Annotated in this window: 15 protein-coding genes; 11 read left to right on the top strand and 4 right to left on the bottom strand. The window is 55.7% G+C overall.

The genetic code is table 11. The annotated features are described in order from the left end of the window. Positions 1 to 177 precede the first annotated feature (177 nt). The 3 genes from pyk (at position 178) to P1P89_11255 (ending at position 4,728) form a co-directional block, all read left to right on the top strand. Positions 178 to 1,632 carry a pyruvate kinase gene (pyk, locus tag P1P89_11265; protein ID MDF1592085.1) on the top strand — a complete coding sequence of 485 codons (1,455 nt, stop codon included), beginning with the start codon at positions 178 to 180 and terminating at the stop codon, positions 1,630 to 1,632. Positions 1,633 to 1,680: 48 nt separating this feature from the next. Next, entirely contained in the window at positions 1,681 to 3,084 is a 1,404-nt protein-coding gene (locus tag P1P89_11260) for a DEAD/DEAH box helicase (GenBank protein MDF1592084.1), read from the top strand. Between the two features lie 87 nt (positions 3,085 to 3,171). Further along, positions 3,172 to 4,728 carry a glycerol-3-phosphate dehydrogenase/oxidase gene (locus P1P89_11255; protein ID MDF1592083.1) on the top strand — a complete coding sequence of 519 codons (1,557 nt, stop codon included), beginning with the start codon at positions 3,172 to 3,174 and terminating at the stop codon, positions 4,726 to 4,728. Between the two features lie 167 nt (positions 4,729 to 4,895). On the opposite strand, the gene P1P89_11250 is transcribed toward P1P89_11255, so the two are convergent. Beyond that, positions 4,896 to 5,255 carry a hypothetical protein gene (locus tag P1P89_11250; protein ID MDF1592082.1) on the bottom strand — a complete coding sequence of 120 codons (360 nt, stop codon included), beginning with the start codon at positions 5,253 to 5,255 and terminating at the stop codon, positions 4,896 to 4,898. Positions 5,256 to 5,818: 563 nt separating this feature from the next. Between P1P89_11250 and P1P89_11245 the strand changes: the two genes are divergently transcribed. The 3 genes from P1P89_11245 (at position 5,819) to P1P89_11235 (ending at position 8,570) form a co-directional block, all read left to right on the top strand. After that, positions 5,819 to 6,874 (top strand): EamA family transporter, encoded by a 1,056-nt coding sequence (locus P1P89_11245; protein MDF1592081.1) that lies wholly within the window; start codon positions 5,819 to 5,821, stop codon positions 6,872 to 6,874. Between the two features lie 105 nt (positions 6,875 to 6,979). Beyond that, positions 6,980 to 7,972 carry a peptidyl-alpha-hydroxyglycine alpha-amidating lyase family protein gene (locus tag P1P89_11240; protein MDF1592080.1) on the top strand — a complete coding sequence of 331 codons (993 nt, stop codon included), beginning with the start codon at positions 6,980 to 6,982 and terminating at the stop codon, positions 7,970 to 7,972. 13 nt (positions 7,973 to 7,985) lie between these two features. After that, a complete protein-coding gene (locus P1P89_11235) occupies positions 7,986 to 8,570 on the top strand; it encodes a carboxymuconolactone decarboxylase family protein (GenBank protein MDF1592079.1) in 585 nt (194 codons plus the stop codon). Positions 8,571 to 8,588: 18 nt separating this feature from the next. Here the strand turns inward: P1P89_11235 and P1P89_11230 are convergent, their stop codons facing one another. The 3 genes from P1P89_11230 to P1P89_11220 form a co-directional block, all read right to left on the bottom strand. Then, complete coding sequence (locus P1P89_11230) at positions 8,589 to 9,824, bottom strand: MFS transporter (GenBank protein MDF1592078.1); 1,236 nt, start codon at positions 9,822 to 9,824, stop codon at positions 8,589 to 8,591. 8 nt (positions 9,825 to 9,832) lie between these two features. Next, positions 9,833 to 10,414, bottom strand: a complete 582-nt coding sequence (locus P1P89_11225) for an aminopeptidase (GenBank protein MDF1592077.1) — start codon at positions 10,412 to 10,414, stop codon at positions 9,833 to 9,835. Between the two features lie 273 nt (positions 10,415 to 10,687). After that, complete coding sequence (locus P1P89_11220; GenBank protein MDF1592076.1) at positions 10,688 to 11,707, bottom strand: Gfo/Idh/MocA family oxidoreductase; 1,020 nt, start codon at positions 11,705 to 11,707, stop codon at positions 10,688 to 10,690. A 424-nt stretch (positions 11,708 to 12,131) separates the two neighbouring features. Between P1P89_11220 and P1P89_11215 the strand changes: the two genes are divergently transcribed. From P1P89_11215 to P1P89_11195, 5 genes are all read left to right on the top strand, one after another. Then, on the top strand, positions 12,132 to 12,980 hold the full coding sequence (locus tag P1P89_11215; protein MDF1592075.1) for an amidohydrolase family protein: 849 nt from the start codon (positions 12,132 to 12,134) through the stop codon (positions 12,978 to 12,980). Positions 12,981 to 13,006: 26 nt separating this feature from the next. Continuing rightward, positions 13,007 to 13,789 (top strand): aldolase/citrate lyase family protein, encoded by a 783-nt coding sequence (locus P1P89_11210; GenBank protein ID MDF1592074.1) that lies wholly within the window; start codon positions 13,007 to 13,009, stop codon positions 13,787 to 13,789. 86 nt (positions 13,790 to 13,875) lie between these two features. Beyond that, the gene (locus tag P1P89_11205) at positions 13,876 to 14,268 is read left to right on the top strand and encodes a hypothetical protein (protein ID MDF1592073.1); all 393 of its coding nucleotides are present in this window, start codon (positions 13,876 to 13,878) and stop codon (positions 14,266 to 14,268) included. A 13-nt stretch (positions 14,269 to 14,281) separates the two neighbouring features. Next, positions 14,282 to 14,872, top strand: coding sequence for an NAD(P)-dependent oxidoreductase (locus P1P89_11200; protein MDF1592072.1), 591 nt, complete (start codon positions 14,282 to 14,284; stop codon positions 14,870 to 14,872). A 235-nt stretch (positions 14,873 to 15,107) separates the two neighbouring features. Next, entirely contained in the window at positions 15,108 to 15,815 is a 708-nt protein-coding gene (locus P1P89_11195) for a substrate-binding domain-containing protein (GenBank protein MDF1592071.1), read from the top strand. The last annotated feature ends 323 nt before the right edge of the window (positions 15,816 to 16,138 follow it).

The raw sequence follows: 16,138 nt of genomic DNA, 5'->3' as shown, positions 1-16,138 counted from the left end.
CATCCCGAAGTTTTTAACATACACGATCTTGAAAAAAAATCGATACCAAATTTCTCAAATTCCTGTCACAACGGTCTTTTTGACAAAAAACGGATTGCAACTTAAACCCGCTTTAAGCTATTAGTAATAAAGCATTCAATCATTACCCCGGGCTTAATGTCTAAAAGGAGTACCACCATGCCGATCGACACAAACATTAATCTCCTTATGAACTGTCGAACCAAAATCGTGGCAACCCTGGGGCCGAGCTCAAACGATATCGGCACCATCGAAAGCCTCATTGATGCCGGGGCCGACATTTTCCGTCTCAACATGTCCCATGGCACCCATGACGACCATGCCGCCACCTACGGTCATATCCGCAGCGCAGCCCAAAAACTGAAAAAGCCTGTGTCGGTGCTGGCGGATCTATGCGGCCCCAAAATTCGGGTGGGATCCTTCCAGGGGGGCCGGGTTGAACTGGTCCGGGGAAGCAGCGTGACCGTGACCTGCAAGGATGTGGAAGGCTCCCCGGGACTGATTCCTTCGCAGTACCGGGCGCTCGCCGGCGATGTCAAGGCCGGCAATCGGATTCTTCTGGATGACGGCAACTTTGAACTGCGGGTGGAATCAGTCGAAGGAACCGAAATCAGCTGTAAAGTTATCAGCGGCGGCCTGCTGCGCGACCACAAGGGGATGAATCTTCCCGGCGTCAATGTTTCAGCGCCCTCTTTGACTGAAAAAGACCGCATCGATGCACTTTTTGCAGTGGCGCTTGGGGTGGATTTTCTGGCGCTTTCATTCGTCCGCCGCGGTTCGGATGTCGAGGCCCTGCGATCCCTGATCGCGCAAACCGGCGCCCATGTTTCCATTGTTGCAAAAATCGAAAAGCCGGAAGCCCTTGACCATATCGGAGACATTATAGCGGCAGCAGACGGGATCATGGTAGCCCGCGGCGATCTGGGCGTGGAACTGCCGCCCCAGACGGTACCCAACGCCCAGGATCAGCTCATCGACCTGGCCCGGAGAAACAGAAAACCGGTCATTGTGGCGACGCAGATGCTCGAGTCCATGATCGAACATCCACGCCCCACCAGGGCTGAAGTTTCAGATGTGGCCACTGCGGTTCGCAGCGGCGCCGATGCGGTTATGCTGTCGGCCGAAACCGCTGCCGGAAGGCATCCCGTAGAAGCCGTCAAAATGATGGACGGCATCGCCCGGCAAACCGAAGCCTACCTCTGGCGCCGGGGGGCATTCGGTTCTCTGCGCCGGCATTACGATACTCCCCGGCCGCTGCCGGTGGAAGATGCCCTTTCGGAATCAATGGCCCAACTGTCGCGCGATCTTCTTGTCCGCGCCATCGTTGTCATATCACTGAATGACCATTCGCTGGCGGTGATGAGTTCATCGAGACCCTCCGCGCCCATTGTCGGTGTTTGTCCGGATTATAGAGCCAGCTGCATTGCAAATCTTCTCTGGGGGGTCATTCCGGTTCCCGTCGATCTTGCCGGGATCGACAGTCCGATTTCACTGGCACGGCGCATTGTTGTGGAATACGGACTTGCTGGTAAAGGCCAAAGTATTCTGGTGGTGCAGGGGTTCCACAGCGATCCGGAGCAAAACACCCCCAGTGTGACCGCTGTTACAGTCTGAAATTGATCCGCAACAGCACGTTTTACATAGACCATTCAGGATTCGTATATGTCATTTGATCAACTTGGCCTTGGGATCGAACTGCTTGGCGCCGTTAAAGCCAAGGGTTACACCGCTCCTACCCCCATTCAGGCCAGGTCCATTCCCGTTATCCTTGGCGGAAGAGATATCCTTGCCCGCGCCCAGACCGGTTCGGGAAAGACAGACGCGTTTGTACTCCCTTTGGTGGAAATCCTGAGCCGCCGGAACGGCAGCGGGCGCTACCCCCGGGCACTTGTTCTGACCCCCACGCGGGAACTGGCGCTTCAGGTGGGAGCGTGCATCAAGGTCTATGCAAGGAGGGTTTCCATTCGATGCACCGTGGTTTACGGCGGGGTTCGCATCGACCCCCAGATCGATCGGCTGAGGCGCGGCATCGATATTCTTGTGGCCACACCGGGCCGCCTGCTGGATCTTGCCGTCCATGGGCATTTGAATCTTTCCCGGATAGCGTTTCTGGTTTTTGACGAGGCGGACAGAATGCTGGACCTTGGATTCAGTGCGGAGATTTCCGAGATCCTCGATCTCGTTCCAGCCCAACGCAGGACCATGCTGTTCTCCGCCACCTACACCCAAGAGATCCGGAACCTTGCCGCCAGAATGCTGCAGGATCCGGAACTTATCGAGGCGACGCCCCACAATACGGCGGCGGAATCAATAGTCCAGAAGGTTCACCTGGTGGACCGGACAAACAAGCGGGCGCTTCTCATCCACCTGATCACCCGGGGACGCTGGCGCCGGATACTGGTCTTTACCCGCACAAAACACGGGGCCGACAAGCTCTCGGAGAAGCTTGCCGCACAAGGCATCAGTGCTGCGGCGCTGCATGGCGGCAAAGGCCAGTCTCTGCGGATACGGACCCTCGAAGCATTCAAGAACGGTGAGATCCACACCCTCGTGGCAACGGATGTGGCCGCAAGGGGGCTGGACATCAGCAGTCTTCCTTATGTGGTCAATTACGATATGCCGGGCATCCCCGAGGATTATGTTCACCGCATCGGCCGCGCCGGTCGTGGGGGTGTAAACGGCATTTCCGTTTCCCTGGTCAGCCATGATGAAAGGCGCTATCTCCAGGCCATTGAAAAACTGCTGAAGCAGAAGATTCCGGTGGAAAAGGTTGACGGCTATACAGTGGATAGCGACGTTCCCGATTTCGTTCTCTTTCGCCCCAACAGCCCGTCCAGCGAAAAAAAGGCGGACAGGGCCATAAAAGAGATGGTCGCCCGGCGAAATTCTGCAAAACAGCGATCGAAAATCCGTAAAGCCAAACCCAAAGGCTCCGGCAAAAGTCCGGGAGCGGAATCGATATCCCGGTCCGGCGGGAGAAGCGAAAAGGCGGGGAAAAAGCCGAGCCGATCAGGGGCGCGTGCCCCTCGATCTTCTAATCAAAGCAAACCCAGGGGCAGGCGATAGAAAAAATGGGGGCCGGGGAAGCTGGGAAGAAGTAACGAGGGACGAGGGGCGAGGGACGAGCGGGACAAAACATTTTTGTGAGTCACCATGAATCGGGAAGAAATGCTTGCAAGAATTGCCGACGCCTCACAAGCGTGGGATTTTGTCGTTATCGGCGACGGGGCCACCGGGGCTGGTACGGCGGTGGAAGCCGCCTCGCGCGGCTATCAGGTCGCGCTCCTGGAACAGAATGATTTTTCAGCCGGCACGTCCAGCCGGAGCACCAAACTGATCCACGGCGGTGTGCGCTACCTGCAGCAGGGAAACGTGTCCCTTGTTCTGGAGGCCTTAAGGGAACGCGGCATCCTGCGGTGCAACGCACCCCACCTGGTGCACGATTTGCCGTTTATCGTTCCCACCTATGACTGGTGGGAAGGGCCGTTTTACGGGGTCGGATTAAAACTTTACGACATGCTGGCGGGCAAAGAGGGCTTCGGTCCGTCCCAGATTCTGTCGGTGGAGAAAACCGTTGAGAAGATACCGACCGTCGAAACCGAGGGACTGCTGGGCGGGGTCATCTATCACGATGGGCAATTCGACGATTCGCGCCTGGTCATCAACCTGGTCCAAACGGCGGCCGAACAGGGCGCTGCCCTGATCAACTACATCCAGGTCGTTGGTCTAAAAAAAAAGAACGGGCTGGTCTGCGACGTAATCGCCCGGGATATTGAAACCGGCCGGGAATACGAACTGAAAAGCAGGGCCGTCATCAACGCAACGGGCGTCTTCAGCGATGGGGTTCGCCAACTGGATGACCCCCAATCCCCGCCGATCATACAGCCCAGCCAGGGGGTCCATATTGTCCTGGACAAGGCCTTCCTGCCGGGGGACACCGCCATCATGGTGCCCCACACGGATGACGGCCGGGTGCTTTTTGCCATTCCCTGGCACGATCGCGTCGTTGTGGGCACCACCGACACCCCCGTCGATGATATTTCCCTGGAACCGCTGGCGCTTAAAGCGGAGATCGACTTTCTGCTGAGCCATGCCGCCCGCTATCTGACCAAAGACCCTGCGTCCGCTGACGTCCTAAGCGTTTTTGCCGGTTTACGCCCGCTGGTGGGCAGTGCCGAAAGCCTTAACACCGCTACGATATCAAGGGAGCATACCCTGTCGATTTCGCGGACCGGGCTGGTCACCATCGCCGGCGGGAAATGGACCACCTATCGCAAGATGGCGGAAGAGACCCTTGACCAGGCCGTTGCGGTGGCGCGTCTGAAACCCCAGCCCTCGGTGAGTGAAACGTTGCAGATCCACGGCTATCACCACCATGCGGAACGCTTCGGCAGCCTGAAGGACTACGGATCGGACGCCCTTGAAATCGAAAAGCTGGCCAAAAGCGACGCCCGCCTGAAAAAGACCCTGCCGGGCGGTTTCGTGCTTGGTGCGGAAGTCGTCTGGGCGGTGAGGCATGAGATGGCGCGAACGGTGGAAGACTTTCTGGCCCGTCGCCGCCGCACCCTGTTTTTAGATGCCCGTGCCGCCATGGCCATGGCGCCGGAAACGGCCAGCCTGATGGCGGCGGAATTAAACCAAGGGGCGGACTGGCAAAAAGCGCAAGTTGAATCGTTTCGCAAAAAAGCGCAAAACTATCTGGTGGCTTAGCCTGAGGTTGCTGATTTGGGGACAAACAGGGCGACATCCCTTTAAGGGAAAAACGCAACTATCCCTGAGCCCCCGATGAAATGAACGGCTTTAGCTTTTCATCGGGGAAAGAGATTGGATGCCAGGGCCTGTTTCGTACCGGGTCACTTCGTTAAAAATCCACCAGATTAAGCCGCCTTTGGAATCGGCCCCAGCCCGGCGGTTAACTGCACTTCTCTGGTTTTTTTATTGTACCAGCCTTCGAAAGCGATCAGTTCCGGATGGGTGTCCAGGGAATTATAATCTCTGACATTTACCTTTTTCATATTGACCTTGGCATTATCAAATACCCGCACATCAAAAACATTTTTTTGCTCGGGGCGCGAGCGTTCCACCGCTTTAAGGTTCCAAACCCATTCAGCCTCCTGTTTCATGGTCACGACCAGGTGTTTTGCAACCGGCTCCGGCAAGTACCCGGGAGCCGACAAAACGGCGGCTTTGGGATGTGCACTTCGCTTATCCGATTTCTGCCAGAATTTCCAGTCCATCGTTACTCCTCCTGTTTAATTGTCATCTGTCACAAGCGCAAGGGCAGCAAACACGGCCGCCCGTTCCTGATTAAATAAATCAAAAGCGCCTGGATATTATAAAGGCAAAGTCCGTGCCAGAAAGACCCTGCCAGCCGGGTTGCTGAAAAAGGTGAAAGGACGATCCAAAACCGCCAGGATTTGTCTCATGATATGAATGGGTTGTGTTATAGTGCCGCTTTGATCCTGAAACAGTTATGCCGAAATATTCTGAAAGTCCGGGGAAAAGAAAGAAACCGGCTCTTCTGGGGAATGAAATATGAGAATTTCCGGTTCTGGATTTTGCCGGCAAACATGAACAGCCGGTTCCGGTTTACCCCCGACGCGATTTGCGGGGCGTTGTTTGCCGGTTGTACAAATCCAAAGAATACCATCGATTGAAAAGGGGGATATCTCCGCCCTCCCCATTTTTAACCCCAATCTCAGATGAATCAAGGCGCTTGCCATCGGCGTGGGCTTCTGTTAAGGCTTCCGGTACATTTTTTCAGCCAAAAGGATATGTCCAGGGCCACGGTTTGCCGATCATGCTAAAAAAATATTTTGATTCAGCAATACAGCGTCTGTCTCCCCAGGGGAGGGCGGTACTGGCGCTTATCGCACTTGTCTTTCTCTGGGGCTATAACTGGGTCGTCATGAAGGTGGCCGTTCAGTATGCGGCCCCTTTCGACTATGCGGCATTGCGGCTTTTTCTGGGAGGGATCTGTCTCCTGGCGGTGCTTGTCTGGCTGGGAAAGCCGATTCTGCCCAAGGAAATTCCGGGAACATTTCTCTCGGGCTCGCTCCAGTTAGGCGGGTTTTACGGGCTCTCAACCTGGGCCATTGTGAACGGCGGCGCCGGTAAAACAGCGGTCTTAAACTACGCCATGCCGTTCTGGGTCCTGCTGCTGGCCTGGCTGGTCTTGGGGGAACGCTTGCGAAGATTGCAGTGGCTGAGCGTTGTCATTGCTTTGGCGGGGCTGCTGTTTATCCTCATGCCCTTCAGCTTCAACGACGCCCTGTTCAGCAAGGGACTGGCCCTTCTGTCCAGCGTGTCCTGGGCCGTGGGCATCATCATCTCAAAAAGGCTCCAGCAAAAAACCTCTCTGGACCTGCTCTCCTATACAACCTGGCAGATGCTGTTCGGCTGTATTCCGCTTGTCTTGATTACCCTTTTTATTTCTTCACCGCCCATTACCTGGTCCCTTCCGTTCATAGCCGCCCTTTTTTACAGTGTTGTCCCGGGAAACGCCATCGCATGGCTGCTCTGGTTTTATGCCTTAAGCCGCCTTTCCGCCGGTTCGGCCGGTCTGGGAACGCTCGCCACGCCGGTGGCGGGGGTGCTCGCCGCCTGGATTCAACTCGGGGAACAGCCCACCCTTTTTGAGGCAGCCGGCATGGTATTGATTGTCTGCGCCCTGGGAGTCAATACGATGCAGGCTTTAAAAGATAGAGGTGATGAGGGACGAAGGACGAGGGGACGAAAGACGAAGGACGTGGGGCGAAAGACGCGTGACGAAGAACGAGGGGCGAGGGACGAGAGTGAGGTGGGAAGGCAAAAAAAGGACGAGGCTGAGGTTGAGAAAGAGATTAAAATGGGATAGTAGCAGAGAAGGCTGAGAAGCGTATGGGCTTCTAATCAAGGTTCGCATTGCCTTCAGTTTTTTATACGTGATCATGGCGGAAAAATAAAAGGGAGGAAATGAAAGATGATTTTAGAAGGCGGCGGATACAAGTTCGCGGTTGTCGAGGGGTGGGGAGCCCTTCCGGATGGGCTACAGCTGGGCGCCGATATTCCCGGAGTGGCCACGGACTCCCAGGACCGTGTCTACGTCTTCAACCGCTCAGCGCACCCGGTGGTGGTGTTTGAGGGCGATGGCCGGTTTCTGGGAACCTGGGGTGAGCATGATATCCCGGGTCGTCCCCACGGCATTACGATCACGCCGGACGACATCGTATGGTGCACCGACGACTGGGAACATACCGTTCGCAAGTTCACCCTGGAGGGCAGGCTGCTCCAAACCCTGGGAACGCCGAACCAACCCGCCGACACCGGCTATATCATGGATTCGAAGACGACGGTTGGCATAAAGGCCGCCGGGCCCTTTAACCGTCCCACCAAAGTGGCGGTGGCGCCAAGCGGCGAGCTCTATATCACGGACGGCTACGGCAATGCCCGCGTCCATCGCTTTACCCCGGAGGGGGGGCTGGTGCAGTCATGGGGCGAAGCCGGGGTCGGGCCCGGGCAGTTCAATTTGCCCCACGCCGTTTGGGTCCATACGGACGGCCGGGTGTTTGTGTGCGACCGGGAAAACTCCCGGATACAGATCTTTGATCCCGCGGGAAAACACCTGGACAGTTGGAACATAAAGGGACGCCCGCAATCGATATGTATCGATAACGAAAACCGCGTCTTCATATCGATCCTGCTCTGGATGGCCGGCCGGCGTACTTACGGCGGCACGATAATGTCCGAGTCCGTTCCTTCAGGTGTCGGCGTTTTCGATCTGGAAGGAAACCTGCTGACCAGGTGGGGCGGGACAAACTACGGGGAGATGGACAGCTTTGTCAGCGCCCACGGCATGACCCTCGACTCCCAGGGGAACATGTACGTTGTTGAGAACGGGCAAAACGGTTTGAAGCGATTGAGGATCGACCGCCCCAATTATCCGTCCCTGCGCAAACTGGCCCGATTAAGATAACCAAAGGTGTGAAATGAGCCGAATCCCATCCATTACCACTGAAAATTTTAACAATGCCCAAAAACAGCTTTGCGACCGTATTACCGGCGGAAAGCGGTCCCAGGGGCGGTCCCTGGACTCTTTTTTCACAAAAGAAGGCGGTCTCAGGGGTCCCTTCAATGCTTTTTTGTATAACCCGGTTATCGGAGAAGCCGCCCAGCGGCTGGGGGAGGTGTTGCGGTTTGAGGGCGCCCTTTCCGGACCGCTGCGCGAACTGGCCATCCTGACGGCTGCGGCCAAATGGGAGGCTCACTATGAATGGTGGGCCCACGAAAAAATAGGCCGAAAACAGGGGTTGGACGACCGTGTGATAAAAAGCCTGAAAGCAGGCGAGGAGCCGGAGTTTGGCGACCCGGCCCAAAGACTGGTGTTTGCATTCTGCCGGGAGCTCCTTGTAACAGGGCATATATCCGACCGCCCGTACGCAAAGGCGGTTGACCTGTTGGGGGAAGCCGGTGTTGTGGAGCTGGTCTTTTTGTTGGGATACTATACAACCATTGCGATGGTATTAAATGTGTTTGAAATACCGTTGCCGGAAGGAGAGCAGGTACCGTTTTGAACAGAATCTTGACGCGCTCTATCTTGTCGGCTTCGGTTTATGTTTATCCGAAGATTGATCGAGCCGGATAAAGCTGAGAATGATCATTGCCACCACGTAAGATACAGCCATCGTCCAGATGGCGGTCGCCATTCCGAACTGATCCACCAGCACGCCCACCAGGATGGTCCAAAAAGGTCCGGAAATCGCCCCGATGGTAAAGTAGAGGCTTAGCTGCGTATCTATTCGGGCATCTTGGGTTCCGCACTGTAACAAGAGGGTCTGTAACAGTGCATTGCGTGATCCGATGAAAAAACCCGAAAGGAAAATAAAAACGGCCAGGGGGATTCCGGGAACAGCAGGGGTCAGGATCGATACAATAGAAAGCGAAAAACAGACAAGATTCAGACGTGTTGCCAGCAGCGGAGAGGTCCGATCTGAAAACCACCCCATGGCCAGGGGACCAAACATGCCGCCGAACGTGTAGGCAGCGAAAAATAGAGCGGATAGAGAGACCGACATGTCGAAGCGATCAACCAGGAGAACGGTCAGATAGGTTTGGATCACGCCGCCGCCCCGTCCCCCCGCACCCGCCATCATGGTCAGTGATAAGATCAATGAATTACGATTCCTGAATACCGTTTTATATTCCTGCAGTCCGAATCGGTCCCGTTTTTTGATTTCGATGGGAACCGGATCAGCGGTTTCTTTTACCGAAAAGCACAGGATGCTTGTGATGATAAACGGCATGCCCAGAATAAAGAGGACGGATCGCCAGCCCAGCACGTGCAGCAGGGCGCCCACCAGCAGGGGGGCAACCAGGTTGCCGATATTGCCGGCCGTATCGTACAAACCGAGCGCCTTGGCACGGTCATTGGGGAAACTGGCGGCCATGATGGCGCCCCCCACCGGATGATACGTGCAGGTACCCAAGGCGCGGAACGCTCGACCGATTACCAGATGGCTGAAGTTCTGGGAGACGGCCATGAAAATGGTTCCGATGAAAGCCAGGGCATTGCCGACTCCCAAAATTTGAAAGCGACGGGCAAAACGTGTCAACACGCCGAACGTAATCTGCATGGGCCCGGTAACGACCTGGCTGACCAGGGATAAAAAAGCGATCCCAACATATCCGAATGCAAAATGGTCCCGAAGTACGGGATAGAGGATGGGAATACCCTGGATGTTCACATGGCCCAGGCTGTGCATGATATTAACAACGGTTACAATAAACCGCCGTGATGAATTTGTTTTTGGGGGGGCGTCTGTTGTCATCAATAATTCTATATGAACAGCCTTCCATCCTCCAGGATCAATTTTCCGTCCAGCCAGACCGTGGGATTCAGGAGGACAAAGTCGATGTGCAGGCCGGACTGGATCGTTCCGCCAAGGGAGATGTTGTCTCCCATCGCCACATGGAGGGTCCCCAGTCTCTTGGAAACCTCCTTGGTATCGGGGATAATGCGGCAGTCAGGGTTCATTCCCAGCGCAAACTGGGAAGCCATCCGCCGGGCATTGGCATCGAACTTCTCGAAGAGGTCATTGATTTGCCGGGCCTGTTTTCCGCCTTCCACATGGACAATCCAGCCGTCCTTGATTTCCACCTGCAAAGGCTCCGTCACCTGGCCGATCTTGTCTAGGATGTAGGGGTTGATGATGCGGCCCTGGGTGGTACCCTCCAGCGGGGCTACGGTGGCTTCTCCGTCGGGAAGCCCGGAAAACTTGCCCGGCTGGTCGGCAAAACCGGTCTGGGCTTTCCCCTTGCGGCCGCATAACTGCATGGTCACATCGGTTCCTTCGGCAGTGGTGAAGCGGACTTCGCGCGTTTTCTCCAGCAACGAGTCCACTGCCAGGGCGTTCCGCATTCAGCATCTCTCTACCTCCATAATTATTCTATTTGCAGGGCAACCAAGTACGTCAGACGATATCGGGCCTAAGAAAAAATATATGCGGATTTCACAGAAACGATTGATAAGGGTAATGGATCACCGCTTTCGCGGAAAAGATAACCAAAGGCTGCATTCGACCCTTCACGAACCCGCGTGAGGATACGGAAAGGGGGCTTACGTGTCAAGGAGATTTTATTTCGGAAAAGCGGGATATCCGAGAGGGTTAAGTGCTGAATACAGCGGCGCCGGTTAAACGGCATCGAGGCTGGCGGTTTTATAGGCTGCTTCAACCAGGCGAAGCGTTTCCAGATTGTCGCGGGGGTCGCTTTCAAAAGGTTTTCCCGTCCGGATGCATTCCGTAAAATGCGCAATGGCCGCACTAAAACAGGTCTGGTATTCCTTCTTCATGTCATACGCTACGGTGCACGCTTCCGGGCCAAGGAGCCTGAGGTTGCCGGGTTCCAGGATAATACTGGCTTTGCTTCCGATCAGTTCGAGCCGGTCGGAGACCGTCACGCCGAATCCGGGGGCTACAAAATTCCCGGCCAAGACCACCGGCGCACCATTTGATGTCTCCATAAATATGGTCGCCAGGGTTTCGCCGGCCAGGTCCGCTTCCGTCCGTGTGGCCCGAGCCGCAATGACGTTCAGCGGTCCGATCAGGAACCTGAGAACATCCAGCTGATGAATTAAAACGCCCAGGATGAGAAGGCGCTTTAAGGTCGCTTTGGCAGGGGACTTATCAATCGCAGGGCGCCGACCGTTCTTGTCCGGCAGATAACCGGACCGGTTCATGATCATCTGGCACTGCAGGACATCCCCCAGCCTTCCCTCAGACAACCAGGCGGCGATTTGCCGGAAGTCGGATCTAAAGCGCCTGCTTTCGTTGACCATCAGCCGAATTTTGCCGCCGACTTCGCTCACCAGGTTTTCGGCTTCCGCCAGCGTGTCGGTTAAAGGTTTTTGACACAAGGCATCAATGTGATGTTCGGCGGCAAGCCGGACATGTTCGGCGTGAAACGGATTGGGTGAAACGATATCCAGAATGTCGAGATTTTCTCCGGCCAGCATATCGGCCACATCGTCATAAACACCCGGGATGTCGAATTCTTTGGATCGGTCTGACGCTCTCTCTATCAAGGGGTCTGCTATGGCGACAACGTCCGCGGTTTTTAAACCCTTCCATGCCAGAAGATGGTAATCGGTAATTCGACCGGCACCGGCCATGCCGACGCGCAGCCGGCCGGATATGCTGCTCTTTTTTTTCATTTTCCTAAAGTAAACAAAATGTGTGAACTTTTATATCCACGGATATCCCGGCACAATAAAGCTGCTTTTTACAACCGCTAGTCTGGCAAAAGTGTATTTGTTAGTCAAGGAGTAAACTCGCCCCGGATGGCTGTGAATAAGTGAAGAGTGATGAGACTGATTTCCTAGTTGGAGCGAAAACCCATATTTCAGAAACCAATACATCGAGGCAGCCGGCCGGCGGCGGCAAGCGGGCAGGAGATTTTATCGCATGACCCAATTCTTGATTGACATACAAGGACGCTTTTCCTAAACTCCGTACACCAATGGATTATAAATGAATGACACTGCAGCCCCGCATGACGGGATCTTCGCTTTTCTCCGACCATCTGCGGAGAATGATCAATTTAAAAGGAGAGAGGAGCAAAAACCATGTCATTACATAATGAAGGCGAGCCCGAATTCAGGGCCCCCCCGTTTGTCCTGCGACAGCCACTTTCACGTCTTCGGTACCGCCGAACGTTACCCCTACGGGGACGACCTGCGCTACAAGCCCCCCTATGCGCCCTTCGACGAATTTCTGGCGTTCTCCCGGGGGCTTGGGTTCGAGCGCTGGGTTCTGGTGCAACCGAGCGCTTACGGTCGGGATAACGCCTGCATGCTCGATGCGATGGGAACCCTGCCCGGGTGCCGGGGGATCGTCGATGTTCACGAGGATGTGCCCGATGCTGAGATCGAGGCGCTCAACGCAGCGGGTGTGTGCGGTGTCCGCATCAATGTCCGTCCGATCAAGCCCCCCGATCCGGGCTTCGGTAAAACGCTCCTGCCCCGCATCATGCGGCTCGATGCACGCTGTGCCGAGTTGGGTTGGATCCTCGGTTTTCTGCTGCCGGGATGGCTGACCCAAGAGCTGATGGGTACGCTGCGGCAGCTCAAGGCCCGTTTCATGCTCGCCCACATGGGGATGTTCCTGGCCCGCGACGGAGTCAACCAGGCGGGATTCCAGCAGCTGCTGGATCTTTTGCGGCACGGGGAGGGGTGCTGCTGGGTAAAACTGACGGGTCTTTACCGGATGTCCGTCGCCCCCGGGTTTGCCGATGCGGGTCCGATGATGCAGGCGCTGGTAGAAACGGCGCCCGACCGGCTCATTTGGGGCAGCGACCACCCCCATCTCTCTTTTGCGGACAATACGGGAACCGTCGAACTCTTTAACTTCTTCGGCCGGTGGGTGCCCGATGCAGACAACCGACGCCGGATCTTGGTCGACAACCCCCAGCAGTTATTCAAATTCTAACCCCGGCGACACAAGGATGCATTGCCATGGAACTGAAAAAAAATCCAATCAAGCAGGCGCTCAGAAACGGGCAGACCGTGTTCGGGCTGAATATCGGCGTTCCCTCGCCGGTGATGGTGGAGTTGGCCGCATATGCGGGATTCGATTTCGTTCGCATCGACACCAGCCACAACGCCTATGATCTTCCGACAATCGTCAACCTGATCCGAGCCGCCGAGGCGGCCGGCATCACGCCCATGGCCCGGGTCGACAACGACCCGTATCTGATTGCGAACATCCTGGAGGCGGGAGCCATGGGTCTGTTCATCCCCGACGTCTCGACGGCGGAAAAGGCCAGGGCTGTGGTGGATGCCGTCCACTTCGCCCCGCTGGGAGACCGGGGGACTTACAGCGCCGCCAGGGTGATGCGGTACGGGAGGGTCAGCAGCGGTGATTACACCCGATGGTCGAATGAGGAGCTCCTGCTGGGCGTCCAGATCGAATCGAAAGAGGCAGCCGACAACCTGGAAGAAACCTTGAACGTGGAGGGGATCGATCTGATCGGCAGCGGCCGGGGCGATCTATCGAACTCATTAGGCATGACCGGTCAGAAGGACCACCCGGCGGTTCTGGCCCTGGAGGAAAAAATTTTCGAAACGGCCAAGCGCCATGGGAAATTCACATCGGTAAATCTCGATCCAGGCGCCCCGAACTTCGCTGAGACCGTCGCATCGTGGAAAAAAAAGGCGCAGGTCATTACCCTGGGACACGATATTCCGTTCATCCGGAAGATGTTTTCGGATGCCGTTAAAACGGCGCGTAAAAGCTGAAAGCCACAGATCCAGACTCAACTGAGCCGGCCGGCGACGTGAATGGCCGCAGTCGGGGCAGCTCTCAAAACGATCGGAGGGAAACCATGAAGAAAATTGTTGTGGCTAATCGGTTCGAGCCCGGGGAGGAAGCCCTTGCCATGCTGCGGGAGGTCGCCCGGGTCGTCGTTCTCGAAAACGACTCGGAAGCGGTGCTCCTGGAGGAGATCGAAGATGCGGATGCCCTCCTGGTCGGCATCAGCCCCCGGGTAACCCGAAACCTCATGGAAGCGGCCCCCCGTTTGAAGCACATCGCCCGGCAGGGCGTGGGGGTGGATATCGTGGATCTGAAGGCTGCCACGGAGCGCGGCATTCTCGTCACCAATGTCCCCGATGTCACTTCGGATTCCGTCGCCGAGTTTGCCTTGACCCTCCTGCTGTCGCTGGCCAAGAACATCATCCGCTGCAACGCGGCCGTCAAGGGGGGGCCGGTGGAGTGAACGGCGCGAGCTGATCCGGACCAATCTGGAACTCAGCGGCAAGACGCACGGGATCATCGGCCTGGGGCGGATCGGGAGCCGGGTCGCCGTCCGGTGCCGGGCCTTCGGCATGCGGGTGCTCTACTACAAGCGGAACAGGGACCTGGATTTGGAGCGGTCCGCCGGGGTTGCGTATGTACCCCTCGAAACCCTGCTTCGAGAGTCCGACAGCATCAGCCTGCACATCCCCCTGACCCCCGAGACAATGAACCTGATCGACACGCCCCAGTTTGAAATGATGAAGCGGACGGTCCTGCTGGTCAATCACTCCCGCGGCACCGTTGTGAATGAGCAGGCCCTGGTCCGGGCGCTCAGGGAGGGTGGCGTCGGGGGCTACGCCACGGATGTTTATGAGCAGGAACCGCCGGACCCGGAAAGCGAGCTCCTCAGCTTCAAGAACGTGATCGCCTCGCCGCACCTGGGCGGGGGGACCCGCGAGGCCCGGGCCCGGGCCAACAGGACGGTGGCCGAGGATGTGGTCAGCGTTCTGCGCGGCGCGCTACCGAAAAACCTGGTGAACAGTGAAGTTCTACAAGGGGGGCTTCCGGTTACCGGCGGGGGATGATGGGGGCATCATAGGGATGGTCGCAATCGATCGCTGCGATTTTATAGCGGTTGTCAAAAAAACGTTCCGTTATCCCAACGCTTTTTTCTACAACCGCTTATACCGCAATTCATTATTTCGGAACTTTATTATGGAAAGCGGTATAAAGCGCTGTTGACACCTTGAATGCCACCATCAGTACTCTGCACCGGAGTCCGTCCGTTGGGGTTGGAATACAAATGGAAGGAGAATACAAATGGCAGAAAACGCGATAAGAATATTAAGTGCCGGGGCTTCAAAAACTGGCGTTGCCCGCTGCGCAAAAGCTTTTACCCAAAAAACCGGCGTCCCCGTTTCGGTTGAATTTGCGACGGCGCCGGTGTTGCGGAACACCATCAACTCCGGAACCAGTGATGCTGATATTGTCGTTGCCCCCGTCCCGACCGCCGAAGCATTTGCTGCCGATGGACACACGGTTGATGGCACCGGCTCAATCATTGGATCGGTCAAGGCCGCCGTTACCGTTAAAAATGGCGCCATTGAGCCCGACCTGACCTCGGCGGAAACGCTAAAACAGGCGATCATAGAAACGGATTCGCTGGTCTATAACGAGGCATCCAGCGGTCAGTACATCGCGACCATGATGGAAAATCTAGGCATTGCGGATGAAGTTGCCGCCAAAACCATCCGGACAAAAACCGGCGCCGCAGTCATGGAGCATCTCCACAAGAGCGCTCTCACGAGCGAAATCGGCTTTGGCCAGGCTACGGAAATCCAGGTACAGATAGATAAAGGCTTGAATGTAAAACTCCTTGGACCGCTGCCAAAGGAAGTCGAAAAAGTGACGACCTATCAATCCGCGCTGCTTGCCCGCGCGGCCAATAAGCAACAAGCCAAAGCGTTGCTCGACTTTATGGCCTCTGATGAAGGCCGGCGAATTTGCCGGGAAACAGGCTTGGATTAACCCTTATTCCCCGCTTTTAGTTTCTTTCGGAAATCCTTTTCAGAATTTCTTTGATACATTACCAATGCCGTTCCGAAAATGATGGTCACACGATAAAAATTTTACTTCGACATTTTTTATGGATGGGCACTGTTATCTGTAAAATGAATTGATAAGAATTTGCTGTTAAAAAGTGTATAAAATGAAGATTTATGATTGTGTTAATCACTAGTGTCACGTCAACCTTGTAATGTCGTAAAAATGTGGTAAGGGCTTACGCAAAAATTAATTCACATTTTCACTGGAGCAATTGAGTAGTTCCAGTTAGGCCGTTGTGTGTAATG

The organism is Desulfobacterales bacterium, from assembly GCA_029211065.1.
Classification (GTDB): Bacteria; Desulfobacterota; Desulfobacteria; order Desulfobacterales; family JARGFK01; genus JARGFK01.
The sequence above is the reverse complement of the archived record's forward strand: the minus strand, read 5'-3'. Positions and strand labels throughout refer to the sequence as shown.

Bases quoted from the DNA above. Each gene is read 5' to 3' on its own strand.
- pyk (MDF1592085.1), top strand. From the start codon at position 178: ATGCCGATCGACACAAACATTAATCTCCTTATGAACTGTCGAACCAAA.
- P1P89_11260 (MDF1592084.1), top strand. From the start codon at position 1,681: ATGTCATTTGATCAACTTGGCCTTGGGATCGAACTGCTTGGCGCCGTT.
- P1P89_11255 (MDF1592083.1), top strand. From the start codon at position 3,172: ATGAATCGGGAAGAAATGCTTGCAAGAATTGCCGACGCCTCACAAGCG.
- P1P89_11250 (MDF1592082.1), bottom strand. From the start codon at position 5,255: ATGGACTGGAAATTCTGGCAGAAATCGGATAAGCGAAGTGCACATCCC.
- P1P89_11245 (MDF1592081.1), top strand. From the start codon at position 5,819: ATGCTAAAAAAATATTTTGATTCAGCAATACAGCGTCTGTCTCCCCAG.
- P1P89_11240 (MDF1592080.1), top strand. From the start codon at position 6,980: ATGATTTTAGAAGGCGGCGGATACAAGTTCGCGGTTGTCGAGGGGTGG.
- P1P89_11235 (MDF1592079.1), top strand. From the start codon at position 7,986: ATGAGCCGAATCCCATCCATTACCACTGAAAATTTTAACAATGCCCAA.
- P1P89_11230 (MDF1592078.1), bottom strand. From the start codon at position 9,824: ATGACAACAGACGCCCCCCCAAAAACAAATTCATCACGGCGGTTTATT.
- P1P89_11225 (MDF1592077.1), bottom strand. From the start codon at position 10,414: ATGCGGAACGCCCTGGCAGTGGACTCGTTGCTGGAGAAAACGCGCGAA.
- P1P89_11220 (MDF1592076.1), bottom strand. From the start codon at position 11,707: ATGAAAAAAAAGAGCAGCATATCCGGCCGGCTGCGCGTCGGCATGGCC.
- P1P89_11215 (MDF1592075.1), top strand. From the start codon at position 12,132: ATGAAGGCGAGCCCGAATTCAGGGCCCCCCCGTTTGTCCTGCGACAGC.
- P1P89_11210 (MDF1592074.1), top strand. From the start codon at position 13,007: ATGGAACTGAAAAAAAATCCAATCAAGCAGGCGCTCAGAAACGGGCAG.
- P1P89_11205 (MDF1592073.1), top strand. From the start codon at position 13,876: ATGAAGAAAATTGTTGTGGCTAATCGGTTCGAGCCCGGGGAGGAAGCC.
- P1P89_11195 (MDF1592071.1), top strand. From the start codon at position 15,108: ATGGCAGAAAACGCGATAAGAATATTAAGTGCCGGGGCTTCAAAAACT.